Below are 15,094 nucleotides of genomic sequence, written 5' to 3' on the forward strand. Positions count from 1 at the left end.
GTTGGATCAAAAGTTAGTCTCAAGCTAGCCTTCCCAATAGGCCCACGACGAAACCCATAGGCAGGACTGGATGGCAGGAAAGAAAACCGATACCAAACGCGCAATCGAGTCCTACGAGCACCGCGACAAAGAGCGCGTCAACAACCCGCTCGTGGGGCTGGTAACGCCCGAGAACGACCCCGACGCCGGCCAAAAGAAAAAGCGCTACGCCTACGACCCCCACCTTGACCCGCAACTCGTCTGGGCGGGCAAGGCCGAGCATACCTCGTTCGAGGTGCCGACCGTCTCCCTGCACGTCCACGAGCGCATCGATCCGCGCACCATCATCGAAGCGGTACGGAAGAAGAACGGCCAAGCCGAACCCGTGCAACTGGGGCTATTCGAAGAAGAACGTAAGGAACCGTTGCGCCAGGCCATTGAGTTCTACCAGCACAAGCACGGCTGGACCAACCGCCTGATTGCCGGCGATAGCCTGCTCGTGATGAACTCACTGCTGGAGAAGGAGGGGATGGCCGGCAAGGTGCAGATGATCTACATCGACCCGCCCTACGGCATCAAGTACGGCTCCAACTTCCAGCCCTTTGTGAACAAGCGCGACGTCAAGGACGGCAAGGACGAGGACCTGACCGCTGAGCCGGAGCAGATCCGCGCCTTCCGCGACACCTGGGAGCTGGGCATCCACTCGTATCTCACGTACCTGCGTGACCGGCTGCTGCTGGCGCGGGAACTCTTGACCGAAAGCGGCAGCATCTTTGTGCAGATCAGCGATGAGAACGTGCACCGGGTGCGGTGTTTGATGGATGAGGTGTTTGGAGCGGGGAATTTTGTGCGACTTATCACGTTCGCTAAAACCGGCAGCATGGTATCCAACGAGTTAGGCCGGACGAGCGATTATCTGATCTGGTATGCCAGGAATAAAGAACATCTGAAATATCGCCAGTTGTATTCTGAAAAGCTACCTGATGCCTTCTATAGTAATGTGGAGCTACCCGACGGTACCGTGCGAAAGATTACCCGGGCCGAGATGGTCGATCCGTCGCTGTTGCCAGCAGGAGCAAGGGTCTTCCAGCTTGTAAGCCTAGAGGGCTCGGGGCCGCCGGGTGAAGATACGCCACTCCAATTCGAAGGAGAAACCTTCAGGCCCAACAAGAACAGCCACTGGAAGCTGACCTATCCCGATGGCATGGAGGCGTTGAAACAAACAGGGCGCATAACTAAGGATGGCAGCAAACTTCGGTGGAAATATTTCATCGACGACTATCCGCTCAAGGTGCTGTCTGAAGTGTGGGACGACACTGCCGGCTTCAATCCAGATCAGAAGTATGTGGTTGAGACGCGCACCAAAGTCATCGAACGCTGCATCCTGATGACCACCGACCCGGGCGACCTGGTCTTCGACCCCACCTGCGGCTCGGGCACCACCGCCTATGTCGCCGAGCAGTGGGGACGGCGCTGGATCACTTGCGATACCTCACGCGTCGCGATCACGCTCGCCCGCCAGCGGCTGATGACCGCCGTCTTCGACTACTACGAGCTGGCGCGTCCCGAAGAGGGTGTGGGCAGCGGCTTCAAGTACAAGACCGTGCCGCATGTAACACTCAAATCGATCGCCAACAACCCGGAGATTGACGGCATCTATGCCCGCCTGCATCCGGCGGTGGAAAAAGCCCTGGCTGAGCTCAACGCGGCATTGAAGGGTCATCCTGTCCAATTTAAGGTTACCCAGGGCGGCCGGTCTGGCCACTTCGTGGACTTCGCCGCGCCCGACACGGCAACCTTCACCATGCCCGCCGGCCAGGTAGTCAAGGTCAACGAACTGGTGGAATGGGAGGTGCCCTTTGCGTTTCCTGCCGACTGGCCGGAAAAAGCGCGCGATCCCTTCGAGCGTTTTCATCAGGCGCGTCGTACGCTCCAAAAGGAGATCGACGCCGCCATTGCCCGCCACGCGCCGCAGGAGACGCTTTACGACCAGCCCTTTGTGGACCGCAAAAAGGTGCGCGTCACCGGCCCGTTCACCGTCGAGGCCGTGCCTGCGCCTGTGGTCAAGTCGGTGGATGAGATTTTAGAGGAGAAGCCGCAACCTGCCGACATGTCCATTGCCCGCTCCGGCGAGACCCTGCGCCAGGCCGAATGGCGCGACGAGCTGCTACGCACCGGTATTCGCGGCAAGAAGGGGCAATACATCCGCTTTGCCCGCCTAGAGCCGCTTCCTGGCTGTCGCTGGCTGCATGCCGAGGGGGAAACGCGGCCAAGCGACGAAGGGGCAAATACCGTGCGCGAGTCGGCTCCAGCCTATGACCCGATGCGCGTGGTCGTCTCCTTTGGCCCGGAATATGGCCCACTTGAGCAGCGGCAGGTCGAGCATGCCTGGGAAGAAGCACGGATGCTTGTTCCCAAACCCAAGCTGCTGATCTTTGCCGCTTTCCAGTTCGATCCCGAAGCGGCCAAGGATATTGACGAGATGAAGCCCGAGCTGGCCGGCATGCAGTTCCTCAAAGTCCAAATGAACGCCGACCTCTTGACCGACGACCTCAAGAAAAAGCGCGCGAGTAACGAATCGTTTTGGTTGATTGGGCAACCTGATGTGGAAGTGCAGCGCATCACCTCGGGTCCCGACGAAGGCAAGTTGCGCGTCGTGGTGCACGGTTTTGATTATTACAACACCAAGACCGGGCAGATTGAATCGGGTAGCGCAGACAAGATCGCTCTTTGGCTGCTCGATACCGACTACGACGGACGCAGCCTCTATCCCCGGCAGGTCTTTTTCCCAATGGCGGGCGAGAAGGATGGCTGGGCGAAGCTGGCGCGCAACCTTAAAGCTGAAATTGATGAGGAGCTGATTGAGGCGTACCGCGGTACAGTCTCGTTGCCCTTTGCACCGGGCGAGCACAAGCGCATTGCCGTCAAGATCGTGGATGACCGGGGCATCGAGAGCCTGAAGGTCATAAGGGTGGAGACATGATTGACGAGCAAGCTCTGCAAGAAATTGTTCAACGGATCGTGGCAGTGGCACAGCCCAGCCGCGTACTTTTGTTTGGCTCCTATGGCCGCGGCGACGCCGACGCTGGCTCTGACCTGGATCTTATTGTGATTGAACCAGAAGTGTCCGACCCGTATAGCGAAATGATCCGCTTGCACAAAGCTGTGGGCTCGATTGGCCCAGGGCTTGATCTGCTGGTTTATTCGGAGGCCGAATACCAACGGCGCAGTCAGGTTCCGGGCACCGTACTGTACTGGGCGCGCAAGGAGGGAAGAGCCCTCTATGAAGCCCCATCTTGAAGAGGCCTGGCGATCCCTGCGCTTGGCCGATCGCGACCTCAAGGCATTTGAAGTTTTGAAAAAAGATCCGGAGGTTCACCCTTCTATCCTCTATTTCCATGCCCAGCAAGCGGTAGAGAAATCTCTCAAGGCGGTCTTGTTTGCCCAACAGATCGAATTTACACGCACCCATGACCTGGTCAAGCTGGCGCGTCTGCTTGGTGACCGGGGCATCTTGTTGCCGGTTGAGGAAGATCAACTCCGCCAACTCAACCCTTTTGCTGTTGCCTTTCGCTACGACGACACAGAATTTGCCCCTATTCCCCAACAAGAGGTGGCAAGTCTGCTCACAGCGATTCGCCGTTGGGCAGCGGAAGAAGTCAGTGCAGCAACGGAACGGGAGAAAAGCAATGGCTCGGACTACCATTGACCGCCTGATCATCAACTCGCCCTACGAGGAGCCGCGGCAACACTGGCGCTACAACCGCGAGACAAGGCTATTTGAACTGGTCGAAGGCCGCCGCCCGGCAGGGTACGTAGTGGCAACGCCCGGATCAAAGTCTTTCGACGATCCCGGGATCTTTGTGGAGATTCCGCTGGTCAACCAGATCCGCCCGCGCGTGAAGGCTTGGCGTGAGGCAGGCTACCCGGGTGTGACCAGTATCACCAAGCGGCTCTTGGATCACTGGCGTGACCCTGAGGAGTTCGACAGACGTCGCTTTTTCTTTTGCCAGTTGGAGGCTGTGGAGACGCTCATTTGGCTAACCGAGGCGCCGCCTGCCGAGCGGGTGGGCATTGAGATCCCTGGCGACGGTGGGGACTTTGATCGGCGGTGCTGCAAGATGGCAACTGGTACGGGCAAGACCATCGTCATGGCGATGGTGATTGCCTGGCACATCCTCAACAAGGTGGCGAACCCACAGGACGCACGTTTCTCGAAGAACGTGCTGGTCGTTGCGCCTGGGCTGACGGTCAAGAAACGGCTGGCTGTTCTAGAACCGGCGGGCGCAGGCAACTACTACGAGGCCTTCGACATTGTGCCCTCTGCCCTGCTGGACAAACTGCGGCAGGGCAAAGTGCTGATTCGCAATTGGCACGCCCTAGCCTGGGAGAGCGAGGAACAGATCAAGAAGCGCAAAAGCGTAGACAAGCGCGGCGCAATGAGTGACGAAGCCTACACCCGCGAGGTGCTGGGTGAGATGGCGAATGCCCGCAACCTGCTGGTGATCAACGACGAGGCCCACCACGCCTGGCGCGTCAACTGGGAGGCGGAAGGTAAGTATCTGCGCCAGCATGGCTTAAAAGACAGCGCCGAAGAAGCCACGGTGTGGATCGGCGGGTTGGACCGGCTGCATCGCTCGCGCGGCATCCTGACCTGCTACGACTTTTCCGCCACCCCCTTCGCGCCCTCGGGAAAAAAGAGCAGCGAAGAGGCGCTCTTCGGCTGGATCGTCAGCGACTTTGGGCTGAACGATGCCATCGAATCGGGGTTGGTGAAGACCCCGCGCGTGGTGGTGCGCGACGATGCCGTGCCGGATGCCAAGACCTACAAGTCGCGGCTCTATCACATCTACAACGACCCCGACGTGAAGGACGACCTGAACCGCCAGGCCAAGCCAGAGGAGCCGCTGCCCGACCTGGTGCTGAACGCCTACTACTTGCTGGGCTACGACTGGCGTGAGACGTGGAAGGCCTGGAAAGCGGCTGGCCTGCCCACGCTGCCCGTGATGATCACCGTCTGTAACCGAACCGAGACGGCGGCGCGGGTGAAACACGCCTTCGACTCACGGCGCATTCCCATCGACGAGCTCTGCAACTCAGAAGGGATCCTGCACATCGACTCGAAGGTGTTAGAAGAGGCTGAGGCAAAGGAAGAGCCCACTGCAGTGGTGGAAGCCTCAGACGAGGCTGAGGATGGAGAAGAGGAAGACGCACCAGTCGAACGTCAGTTGACCAAAGCAGAGCAGGCAGAACGTTTGCGAAAGATCGTAGATACGGTGGGTAAGGTAGGGCAGCCCGGCGAGAAAATCCAGAATGTCATTTCCGTCGGGATGCTGAGCGAGGGCTGGGATGCCAAAACCGTGACGCACATCATGGGGCTACGGGCCTTCACTTCGCAACTTCTGTGCGAGCAGGTTGTGGGCCGAGGCTTGCGCCGCACATCCTACGAGGTCAACCCACAAACGGGGCTGCTCGAGCCCGAATACGTCAATATCTTCGGTGTGCCTTTCACTTTCTTGCCGCACGAGGATAGCGGAGATGGCCCGCCGCCACCACCAACACCCAAGACCGCGGTGGAGCCGGATCCGACCAAAGCAGAGTTTGAGATCCGCTGGCCAAATGTGGTGCGCATCGAGCGCGTACTTCAACCAACGTTGACTCTCGATTGGTCAAAGGTGCAGCCACTAGAACTAAACGCTGCCCAGACACCGCAGGTGGCAGAACTGGCACCAGTTCTTGAAGGCAAGCCAGACGTGACCCAGATCAGCCGCATTGAGCTAGAGCGGTTGGCGCGGGAATTTCGCACCCAGCGCATTATCTTCGCAACTGCCCGGGATGTGTTCGATCAGATGAAGCCAAGCTGGAAAGGCAGTCGCGAAATCTTGCTGGCGCAGTTGGTGCGGATTGTCGAGCAGTTCATTCGTTCTGACCGCATCTTGATCTCCCCACCTCTCTTTTATCAGGATGAACTGCGCCGCCGCCTGATCATCACCCTCAACATGTCACGAGTTGTGCAACATGTCTGCGAGGCGGTGCGGCAGGAGAACACCGAGCGGCTTACTCCAGTCTTCGACCGCGATCATCCCATCGGCTCGACAGGTCAAATGCGCACCTGGTACACGAGCAAACCTTGTGAACGCACACGCAAGTCGCACATCAACGTCTGCGTCTACGACAGCACCTGGGAAGCATCAGATGCCTACGTCCTCGACAACAGCGACGACGTGAGCGCCTGGGCAAAGAACGATCACCTGGGCTTCGAAGTCCTGTATGTGTATGGTGGCGTAGTACGCAAGTGTCGACCAGATTTTCTTGTGCGGCTATCCAACGGCGACATGCTCATTTTGGAAACGAAGGGACAAAACACCGAACTAGACCGGGTGAAGCAGCGCTATCTGGACGAGTGGACGCAGGCCGTCAATGCCCATGGCGCGTTCGGTCGCTGGCGGTGGAAGGTAGCACGTCACCCTGGCGAGATACGGGACATTCTCTGACTTCCCTCTCCCAGAGGGAGAGGGGCTGGGGGTGAGGGCGTCAGCGGCGCGGAGCGCTTAGTATGGGACTACCAAGCTACTCTGCTGTGTTGGCCGAGTTGGCTCCTGAGGGGCATGGAGAAGGAAACACTCGAGAGTTTTTTGTCCATCCGGGGGGTGATGGGGGTGGCGCTCCTGAGCCGGACAGGCCGCCCTTTTTTCTACCGCTCTTTTCAGAACTTGGACAGCCGGCAGCAGCAGGCCCTTGCCGAAGGGCTGTTTCAGGTTTTGCAGACCATGCCCCCAGGCCTTGACTACTTTGACTTTCAGTTTGCCGAGCAACGAGTCTTTGTCTACCCCTTAGGGCCGGAGTGGGTGTTGCTGGTGGCGGTCAATGACGAGCTGGTGATGCCGGTCTACACCTTGGCCGTCAACCGCCTGCGGGCCGAGCTGCAACAGGATACGACGAAGGGCCTGGCCACCTTTCGCCTGTTGACCAGCCAGGCGGAGGCCGTCCGGAACCCTACCCAACCCAGCTCCACCCTAGCAGAAGGCAAGCCCACACCAAGGGAGGAGGCGACCCAGCCGGCAGCGACAGGCAGCCGCATGCAGATGGATGTCTTTGTGCAATCTCTCAATCGCCTCTGCCAGATCACAAGCGGCTATTTGGGCAAGGCAGTGATCGTCAACTATTGGAAGGCAGCGCGGCAGGAAGTGGTGGAACGCCAGGGATCCTCAGCCGAGTGGCTCAACCAGTTCGAGATCGAGCGCAGCGGCCAAATCCACTACCGGGGCACCCTCAAGGAGCTGGACGAATCTCAACAAAAGGTGCTGCGGGACTGGGTACTGGCTTTTTTCCGCCGCTGCGAAGAGGTGATCCACGACTTTCGCAATTTAATCAAATCGGCTGAATTGCGCTGGTAAAAGCAGAGGAAGCTGCTTTTCAAACAGCGTCCTCAAAGCGCCATGGCCGGTTCTTGGCCGCGGAAAATCCAGGCTAAGCTATGACCATAGCAGATCACCCCAGGTGCAGACGGGATCCCTGACCGAGGATGGCTCCTCTGGCCACCACGAACCGGTGGAGTGAGGATCTGCTTTGCTACCGCGATGCCACCGGATCCCTCGCTACCATCTGCTTACGGCACGCTAGGCGAAGGAGTTGCCATGCTGAGAATCGTCACCCAGCTAACCGAGGCTGAAGCCGAGCTTAGACGGATCTCGGAGCGCACTCAGGCTGACCAGAACCTGCACCGTGAGGCCACTGTGCGGGAGATCCTGCAAGCAGTGCGCCGTCAGGGGGATCGCGCTCTACTGGCCTACACGGCTGAGTTTGACCAGGTGGAGTTGAGCGTGGCGGAGCTGAAGGTCTCGGGGGCGGAGCTGGAGGCGGCCTACCAGGCGGTATCGCCGCAACTGCTATCGGCCCTGCGCCTGGCCAAACAGCGCATTGAAGCCTTTCACCGGCAGCGGGTGCCCAGCAGTTGGGTGAGCTTTCCCGGCCCTGAGATTGTCTTGGGCAAGCAGTACCGCCCCGTGGACCGCGCCGGCCTCTACATTCCAGGAGGGCGGGCCGCCTATCCCAGCACCGTGTTGATGAACGCCATTCCGGCCAAGGTGGCGGGGGTGCCCGAGATTGTCATGGTGACCCCACCGGGATCGGACGGGCTGGGGGGCAAGGGGATCAGCCCGGCTATTTTGGTGGCCGCCCAAGAAGTGGGCATCCACACCATCTATCGCGTCGGCGGGGCCCAGGCCATTGCGGCGCTGGCCTATGGCACCGAGACCATCCCCAAGGTGGATGTAATCACCGGCCCCGGCAACATTTACGTGACTTTGGCCAAGAAGCTGGTGTACGGCACGGTGGGGATCGACTCGCTGGCAGGGCCTTCCGAGGTGTTGATCATCGCCGACGAGAGCGCCAATCCCCTCTATGTTGCCGCCGATCTTCTGGCCCAGGCCGAGCATGATCCCCTGGCGGCGGCCGTTCTCCTCACCCCCGATCTCCAGTTGGCCCAACAGGTGCAGCAGGCGGTGGCGGCCCAACTGGAGACCCACCCCAATCGCCTGATGGTGGAAAAGGCGGTGGCCAACTACGGGCTCATCGCCGTAGTGCCGGATCTGGCGACAGCAGTCAACTTGTCCAACCAGTTCGCGCCGGAGCACCTGGAGCTGCAGGTGGCGGATCCCTGGGCCCTGCTGGATCCCATTCGCCATGCGGGGGCAATCTTCCTGGGGCACTACACTCCAGAGGCGGTGGGAGACTACCTGGCCGGGCCCAACCACACCTTGCCCACAGCGGGGGCGGCTCGCTACGCCTCAGCTCTAGGGGTAGAGACCTTCCTGAAGTACTCCAGCCTGATCCAATACGGCTCGGCAGCTTTGCAGGAGGTGGCTGGCGCGATCCAAGCTCTGGCACAAGCGGAGGGGCTGCCCGCCCATGGCCGCTCGGTGCAACTGCGCTTGGCCGAGGGGAGCTAGAGAGTTTGGCCTGGCCGCAGGTTGGGTGACGATGGCAGCTTCTGTCTGGCGAAAGGGGCGGTGGTGGAGAGAGGCTCTGTCTGCGGCCATGGGATCCCTGCTGTTGGCGACGATGGCGGCTGCGGAGGGGATCCCTTCTCCGCCGCTGGCCGTGCCGTGGGAGTGGGTGTATGCCCTGCAGGAGCAGGCGCGGCAACGGCAGTGTACGCTGATTGGCCTGCTGCGCAGCCGGCCTCTGCCGGCACCGGATCCGCAGTGGCAGGTGTACACGCGGCTGGATTTGGTGGCCACCCCTCAGGCCAGTCGGTTGACCAGTGTGTTGTTTGCCAAGAACACTCGTACCCAAGCCTTGCAAGTGATCTATCAAGCTTCAGCGTCTGTGTACGACCCCGCCGAGCCCTTGGATTTTGCCATGATCCTGCCTCTGGCCTGGCAGGACAACACTCTGCTGGCGCGGGAGTACGCAGGCTGGTTCCAAACCGATTTGAGCTGGGATCGGGCGGTGATCTGGCCCTTGCCCACCGACTCGACCGGGATCCCGCCGGTACAGGTTTGGGAGCCACCGCCGGCCCTGGGATATGCCGAGCTGCTGGGCTGGGATCCCCAGGCGCGAGGGCGGGTGCTGTTTGCCGTGGCCGATAGCCTGGAAGAGGTGCCGCGGCTGGTGAGCGTTGGCTCCTCTTCCGATTGGTTGGTGCGGGGAACGGCCACGCTGACCGTCCCCGATTCCTCGGGTTTGGAAGAGGGCTGGATTGGGGCTGTTCCCGCAGGGTCAGCGGCCATTTGTCATGCCGGGAACTTTGGGCTAAACATCAGGTAGCCCTTCTCGATAGCCCTGAGCTTGGCGTTAGCGGATCCAAGACCGCGGGCGACGCAGCAGGGCCAAGGGATCCAAGGGCAACGTCGATAACCAAGGAGTGGGGCGAGCATGTCAAGACCGCAGGTACGGCGGGGATGGCCTCTGGAGGCCTTTGTGGGCGATGTTATCGTCTGTACACTGGAGGGATCCCATCTGGATCAAGTGACGGAGATCCGCGTCAGCCCGGCGGGCAAAGGGATCCGGGTTAGCTTCGGGGATCCCTTGGGGCGCTCCCAAGGGCCGGTGCAGGCCACTGCCGAGGCACTGACCGTAACTTTTGAGATCGATCCCAGCACCTACCCTGGCGAAAAACGCATCGAGCTGATCTCGCCGGCAGGGCCCAGCGATCCCCTGCCGTTTTTGGTGATGATGTAGAGTCGCGCGGCGAGGAAGTGGGTCATGCCGTTTGCGATTGCTCCGAGCGATGTGGGTGTGCTGCTGCTGGGGGTGGGCCTGTTGCTCTTGGCCGGCGGCTGGGCCTGGTGGCTGCGACGACAGCAGCAGGCTGCTCCCCCAGACTCGACAACTGTTTGGCCGGCAACGGCGGTTGACCTCTCTGCCCTTACGGTGGAACAGGAGGCCCAACTGCAGCCCTTCGAACAGGCGGTGGCAGATCGGCCCCAGGATCCCATTGCCTGGTACAACCGCGCCACCACCCTCGACCACCTGGGGCAGGCCCAAGCTGCCCTGGCCAGCTACGATCGTGCCCTGGAGCTGAAGCCAGATTTTCCCGAAGCCTGGAACAACCGCGGCTCTCTACTGGACGATCTCGGCCGTCACCAGGAAGCGCTGGCCAGCTACGAGCGGGCTTTGCACCTAAAGCCGGATTTTTTTGAGGCCCGCTTTAACCAGGCCAACACGCTGCGGCAACTGGGCCGCTACCAAGAGGCCCTGCGCGCCTACGAGCAGATTCTCACCTTCCGCGCCGATAGCTCGGAAACGTGGTATCTGCACGGGCTAACCTTGGCCTCGCTGGGGCAGTGGCAGGGATCCCTAGCTAGCTACGACAAAGCCCTGGCCATTAACCCCAGCAATCCCCAGGTTTGGCAAAGTCGCGGGCTGGCCCTAGTGCACCTGGAGCGCTACGCCGAGGCCCTGGCCAGCTATGAACGGGCCCTGCAACTGGGCTCCGCATCGGCTTCCCTCTGGGCCAGCCACGCCCTTGCCCACCACCGCCTGGGCAACTGGATGGAAGCTCTCAACAGCTACGACCGCGCCCTGGCCCAGGATCCCCAGCGCCCTCAGATCTGGGTGCAGCGCGGCCTGGTGCTGATGGACTTGAACCTCTACGGGCTGGCCATCCAGAGTTTTGACCGGGCCCTGCAGATGGATCCCGAAGATGCCGAGGCCCACTACGCCAAAGCCTGCTGCTGCGCCTGGGAAGGTCAGGTGCCCCAGGCTCTGCAAGCCTTGGAGCAAGCCCTGCGCCTGCAGCCGGAGCGCTACCGCCCCTTGCTCTCCTCTGAGCCCTATTTCGACCTCATTCGCAGTGAGCCGAGCTTTACGGCCTTCCTGACAGCCCTCTCCGGCCTTGGAACCGACACAGAGGGATAGCTTGGTAGCTCCGTATTTCGTGCGGGGCGGAAAAGCCCGTAAGCAACTTTAGTTGCTCATCGTCTGCGTCCTGAGTTCCAGAGGATGGGCCGGCAACAGCAATCTGGTGGCTCCGCCCAATGCAGAGGAAACCCGCTGATTTTCCGTAGAGATGCTGTTGCTTACAGCGAAAAACCTGAGCAAACTGAGAACACTCCAGCTCCTGGCAGATCTCGGGGGCAAGTTGTGTTCTTGTTAACATCTGGTAGCATTTTCATGGACACAACCTGATACTGTCTGCCTGCAAGCTTCTTCGCGGTTGGTTCCAGGGGAAGTCTGGTTTCGCCTGGCATCTGCCGCCTTTGAGTTGTTTGGGTACTGATCCGGCTTTGAATGACTTCAGCTCAGAAAGTAAAGAAAAGAAAAAAAGTAATTGTCTATGCTAACAGCTCCTCAGCGGTCTTCTCTCGACGACTCCGAGCCGCCAACGCCATCGACAGCCGCGGCTCCCCTATCTTTGACTAAAGCTAGTATTGGCGATACTGGATCCCGAGCTGTGGGTGCGTCTATGGCATCCAAACATGAAGATGTTAAAGCTCAAACTGCTGCACTGTTGCGACTGTACCACCAGACTCGGGATCCGGCCCTGCGCAACCGGCTGGTGGAAATGAACCTGGGCTTGGTGCGCAAAGAAGCCCATCACTGGAGTAACCAATGCAATGAGGGGTACGATGACTTGGTACAAATCGGCTGCTTGGGTTTGATTCAAGCCATTGAACGCTTTGATATTACCCGTGGCCTGGCTTTTAGCTCTTTTGCCATGCCCTACATTCGCGGAGAAATTCAACACTACTTGCGGGACAAAAGCTCCACCTTGCGGATCCCACGTCGCTGGACGACTCTGCAGCGGCAAGCCAAGAAGGTGATTGCGCGCCTGCGGCAAGAGTTGGGCCGTCCCCCCTCTGAGGCCGAGGTGAGAGAAGCTTTGCAACTGACGGACCGGGAATGGCGAGAGATGGAACTGGCTCAACAAAATAGCCTTTTGCTCAGCCTTGATGCCCCCATTCAAACCGGGGAAGATAGCGTTGCTCTAGGCGAGGTCGTTCCAGATCAACGCTACCGCAGTTTTCAACTGGCTGAAGAAGACCGCATCCGTCTGCAACATGCCTTAGCCAAGCTGGAAGAACGCACCCGCCAGATTTTGGAATTTGTCTTCTTCTACGACCTCACCCAAAAAGAAACGGCAGAGCGGCTGGGGATCAGCGCCGTTACTGTTTCCCGCCAGGTCAAAAAGGGGCTGGAACGCCTGGCCAAGTTGTTGAATCAAGATATTTTTTGATATTTTTTAAAGTGTTTGGGCCAAGGCGATTGACGGTGCTTTCCCATCCAGTAAAATGCCGGAGCCTCGGTACTGCAATAGATTGCTAGACTAATGGGAACACCGATCAAAATATATTTGATGAATAGAAAAAAGCGCTCTTCTCGGGATCAACCCTCAGCACGTCGCGGTTTCAAGCCCAAGCTGAACCACAACTTGCTCGGCAGGGATCCCTTCTTCCACGGCCAGCCCAACCGGCTCAGCTTGGCTCCTTATGTGCGCACCTTGCCCTCGGTTGTCGATGCCATGCTGGATTTGGCCCAGGTGGGGCGCGAAGATGTGCTGTACGACTTGGGCTGTGGGGATGGCCGCATCCTCATTCGAGCGGCACAGCGCTTTGGCACGCGGGGTGTGGGGGTGGATATCGACCCGGAGCGCATCCTTGAAGCCCAACAGCGGGCCCAAGAAGCCCAAGTTCAGGATCGAGTCATCTTTCTCCAGCAGGATTTGCTTAATTTGGACTTAGCCCCGGCGACAGTGGTGAGCTGTTATTTGCTGCCCCGCTCCCACCTGCTGATCCGAGACAAGTTGCGCTCACAGCTCCGGCCTGGCGCCCGCTTGGTTACCCATTCCTTCGACATGGGAGATTGGCCCCCCACCGCCACCACCACCGTATCGGATGTCATCAACACCTACACCATCTACCTGTGGCAGATCTAGCCCTCCCAGGCCATCACTTCCCAAACAGCCGCAGAAGGCTGGTGCAACACAATCCGGTTGCCATCGGGATCCTGAAAATCCACCTCCTGTCCGTGAAAAGCTTGCCGCAGGGGGGAGATGGAGAGCCGGTAAGTTTTCGACAGCCCCTCCAGCGTTGTCAGGGATCCCTGTAAATCCTGCACCTGCAAGCAGAGGCTCATCGCCCCGGCTTGAGCAGCAAAGTTGGGGTGACGGCTGCCATAAAGGCCCAGCCGCAACCCCGGCAGACGAAACTCCACATACACCGGCTCCCCCTCGGTTGGGAGCTGAGCTTGAGGAGGGATCCCCAAGAGAGCCTGATAGAAGTGCTGTAGACGGGGTAAATCCGGGGTAGCCACGCTAACCAAGGCACCGGAAATCAGCATTGCAACCGCGTGGGGTAGTTCTGTTGCTTTACCCTAGTCTGGCTCAGGGCTCGAGAACAGAGTGAGCCACAACCGCAGGCACAAAGGCAGGAGCGGCCAAGCCCGAGGTGAGCAAATAAGGCCGCACCAGCGCCGCCAAGCCGGCAATGAACAGCGGGTCGGCATTTAGGGCGGGCACCCGGCGAAAATCGGCGATCCCAACCTGGTGGGCCAGCTCCCGATACTCGATGTCGATCTCCTGCAGGGTCTCGATGTGCTCCGACACAAAGCTAATCGGCACCACCAGCAACTGCTTCACCCCGCGCGCTCCCAGCTCCGGGATAACCCGTTCGGTATAGGGTTGCAGCCACCGCACCGAACCCACCCGGCTTTGGTAGGAGAGGGTGTGGTCATTGGGGCGCTCCACCTGCTGCCAGATCAGCCGCACACAAGCTTCCATTTCCTGTTGGTAGGGATCCCCGGCCTGGGTGACATAGCTTTCGGGAATGCCGTGAGCGCTAAACAGCACATGCACCCTTTCGGGATCGGCAAACCGATCCAATTGTTCCCGAATGGCTCCTGCCATCGCCTGCACGTACTGAGGCTGATCGTACCAAGAGCTGATCTGGCAGCGCTCGATGCGGCCCAGCTGCGGGTCTTCGGCCCAGAGCCGATCCAGCAGCTTAAAGCTGGAGCCGGTCGTGCTGATGGAATACTGCGGGTAGAGCGGCAGCACCACCAGGCGGGTGATCCCATCCGACTTGATCTGCTGCACCACCGACTCGATGAGCGGGTGCCAGTAGCGCATGGCCACATACACCGGCACGTCGTAGCCCTCGGCCACCAGGTGTGCCTGCAGTTCTCGCGCTTGCTCGGCCGTGATGCGCCGCAAGGGGGATCCCCCCCCAATGGCTGCGTAGTTACGCCGGGATTTTTCGGCCCGCAGCGCGGAGATGGCCCAGGCAAAAGCCCCCTGCAAAAAAGGAAACGGCAGGCGGATCAGCTCGGGATCGGCAAACAGGTTGTAGAGAAAGGGCTGCACATCGGCCTGGGTCTCTGGTCCCCCCAAGTTCAGCAGGAGCACGCCGCTTTTGGACATAGCAAAACTCAATCATCGTTCTTTATCCACTGTAGGGGGTCTTATCCCGCAGCGGGAAAGTGGCCTTAAGTTTTTTTGCAGCCTTTCTCATCCACCTATCCAACCTTGGCGAAAGCAGCAACGGCAGGCACACCTCACCTGATGGCGCAGCGAAGTGAGGCTATTGTATACCTATACGCCGCTTGGCTCTGGGACATTGAGCCTCGTCGCCAAGCCTTCTGTCCCTCCCCTGCTGCGCCGTAGCGTGGGGTC

General features: G+C 59.8%; 13 protein-coding genes. 11 read left to right on the forward strand and 2 right to left on the reverse strand.

Annotated features, from left to right (window positions below; all coding sequences use genetic code 11):
- Nucleotides 1-70 precede the first annotated feature (70 nt).
- The 11 genes from NW826_RS00165 (at nucleotide 71) to NW826_RS00215 (ending at nucleotide 13,360) form a co-directional block, all read left to right on the forward strand.
- A complete protein-coding gene (locus NW826_RS00165; protein WP_414509138.1) occupies nucleotides 71-2,962 on the forward strand; it encodes a site-specific DNA-methyltransferase in 2,892 nt (963 codons plus the stop codon).
- Nucleotides 2,959-3,279, forward strand: a complete 321-nt coding sequence (locus NW826_RS00170; RefSeq protein ID WP_414363840.1) for a nucleotidyltransferase domain-containing protein — start codon at nucleotides 2,959-2,961, stop codon at nucleotides 3,277-3,279. Before NW826_RS00165 ends, NW826_RS00170 begins: the two co-directional genes overlap by 4 nt.
- Nucleotides 3,263-3,688: a HEPN domain-containing protein gene (locus NW826_RS00175; protein ID WP_414509139.1), complete on the forward strand. Its 426-nt coding sequence runs from the start codon at nucleotides 3,263-3,265 to the stop codon at nucleotides 3,686-3,688. The genes NW826_RS00170 and NW826_RS00175 overlap by 17 nt, the downstream gene beginning before the upstream one ends.
- Entirely contained in the window at nucleotides 3,669-6,473 is a 2,805-nt protein-coding gene (locus NW826_RS00180; RefSeq protein ID WP_414509140.1) for a BPTD_3080 family restriction endonuclease, read from the forward strand. Before NW826_RS00175 ends, NW826_RS00180 begins: the two co-directional genes overlap by 20 nt.
- Nucleotides 6,474-6,587: 114 nt before the next feature.
- The gene (locus NW826_RS00185) at nucleotides 6,588-7,376 is read left to right on the forward strand and encodes a hypothetical protein (RefSeq protein ID WP_414371429.1); all 789 of its coding nucleotides are present in this window, start codon (nucleotides 6,588-6,590) and stop codon (nucleotides 7,374-7,376) included.
- A 240-nt stretch (nucleotides 7,377-7,616) separates the two neighbouring features.
- Nucleotides 7,617-8,930 (forward strand): histidinol dehydrogenase, encoded by a 1,314-nt coding sequence (hisD, locus tag NW826_RS00190; RefSeq protein WP_414334957.1) that lies wholly within the window; start codon nucleotides 7,617-7,619, stop codon nucleotides 8,928-8,930.
- Nucleotides 8,931-8,961: 31 nt separating this feature from the next.
- Nucleotides 8,962-9,750: a hypothetical protein gene (locus tag NW826_RS00195; RefSeq protein WP_414509141.1), complete on the forward strand. Its 789-nt coding sequence runs from the start codon at nucleotides 8,962-8,964 to the stop codon at nucleotides 9,748-9,750.
- 108 nt (nucleotides 9,751-9,858) lie between these two features.
- Nucleotides 9,859-10,164, forward strand: a complete 306-nt coding sequence (locus NW826_RS00200; protein WP_414334959.1) for a hypothetical protein — start codon at nucleotides 9,859-9,861, stop codon at nucleotides 10,162-10,164.
- Nucleotides 10,165-10,188: 24 nt separating this feature from the next.
- The gene (locus tag NW826_RS00205) at nucleotides 10,189-11,343 is read left to right on the forward strand and encodes a tetratricopeptide repeat protein (RefSeq protein ID WP_414509142.1); all 1,155 of its coding nucleotides are present in this window, start codon (nucleotides 10,189-10,191) and stop codon (nucleotides 11,341-11,343) included.
- A 418-nt stretch (nucleotides 11,344-11,761) separates the two neighbouring features.
- Nucleotides 11,762-12,661: an RNA polymerase sigma factor SigF gene (locus NW826_RS00210; RefSeq protein WP_414509143.1), complete on the forward strand. Its 900-nt coding sequence runs from the start codon at nucleotides 11,762-11,764 to the stop codon at nucleotides 12,659-12,661.
- Between the two features lie 120 nt (nucleotides 12,662-12,781).
- A complete protein-coding gene (locus NW826_RS00215; RefSeq protein WP_414509144.1) occupies nucleotides 12,782-13,360 on the forward strand; it encodes an SAM-dependent methyltransferase in 579 nt (192 codons plus the stop codon).
- Here the strand turns inward: NW826_RS00215 and NW826_RS00220 are convergent.
- Nucleotides 13,357-13,764 (reverse strand): VOC family protein, encoded by a 408-nt coding sequence (locus NW826_RS00220; protein ID WP_414334963.1) that lies wholly within the window; start codon nucleotides 13,762-13,764, stop codon nucleotides 13,357-13,359. The genes NW826_RS00215 and NW826_RS00220 overlap by 4 nt on opposite strands.
- Before the next feature lie 43 nt (nucleotides 13,765-13,807).
- On the reverse strand, nucleotides 13,808-14,842 hold the full coding sequence (hemH, locus tag NW826_RS00225) for a ferrochelatase (protein ID WP_414509145.1): 1,035 nt from the start codon (nucleotides 14,840-14,842) through the stop codon (nucleotides 13,808-13,810).
- Between the last annotated feature and the right edge of the window lie 252 nt (nucleotides 14,843-15,094).

This window comes from Synechococcus sp. OH20 (assembly GCF_047502685.1).
Taxonomy (GTDB): Bacteria; Cyanobacteriota; Cyanobacteriia; order Thermostichales; family Thermostichaceae; genus Thermostichus.

Bases quoted from the DNA above. Each gene is read 5' to 3' on its own strand.
- NW826_RS00165 (WP_414509138.1), top strand. From the start codon at position 71: ATGGCAGGAAAGAAAACCGATACCAAACGCGCAATCGAGTCCTACGAG.
- NW826_RS00170 (WP_414363840.1), top strand. From the start codon at position 2,959: ATGATTGACGAGCAAGCTCTGCAAGAAATTGTTCAACGGATCGTGGCA.
- NW826_RS00210 (WP_414509143.1), top strand. From the start codon at position 11,762: ATGCTAACAGCTCCTCAGCGGTCTTCTCTCGACGACTCCGAGCCGCCA.
- hisD (WP_414334957.1), top strand. From the start codon at position 7,617: ATGCTGAGAATCGTCACCCAGCTAACCGAGGCTGAAGCCGAGCTTAGA.
- NW826_RS00185 (WP_414371429.1), top strand. From the start codon at position 6,588: ATGGAGAAGGAAACACTCGAGAGTTTTTTGTCCATCCGGGGGGTGATG.
- NW826_RS00220 (WP_414334963.1), bottom strand. From the start codon at position 13,764: ATGCTGATTTCCGGTGCCTTGGTTAGCGTGGCTACCCCGGATTTACCC.
- NW826_RS00215 (WP_414509144.1), top strand. From the start codon at position 12,782: ATGAATAGAAAAAAGCGCTCTTCTCGGGATCAACCCTCAGCACGTCGC.
- NW826_RS00200 (WP_414334959.1), top strand. From the start codon at position 9,859: ATGTCAAGACCGCAGGTACGGCGGGGATGGCCTCTGGAGGCCTTTGTG.
- NW826_RS00180 (WP_414509140.1), top strand. From the start codon at position 3,669: ATGGCTCGGACTACCATTGACCGCCTGATCATCAACTCGCCCTACGAG.
- hemH (WP_414509145.1), bottom strand. From the start codon at position 14,842: ATGTCCAAAAGCGGCGTGCTCCTGCTGAACTTGGGGGGACCAGAGACC.
- NW826_RS00175 (WP_414509139.1), top strand. From the start codon at position 3,263: ATGAAGCCCCATCTTGAAGAGGCCTGGCGATCCCTGCGCTTGGCCGAT.
- NW826_RS00195 (WP_414509141.1), top strand. From the start codon at position 8,962: ATGGCAGCTTCTGTCTGGCGAAAGGGGCGGTGGTGGAGAGAGGCTCTG.
- NW826_RS00205 (WP_414509142.1), top strand. From the start codon at position 10,189: ATGCCGTTTGCGATTGCTCCGAGCGATGTGGGTGTGCTGCTGCTGGGG.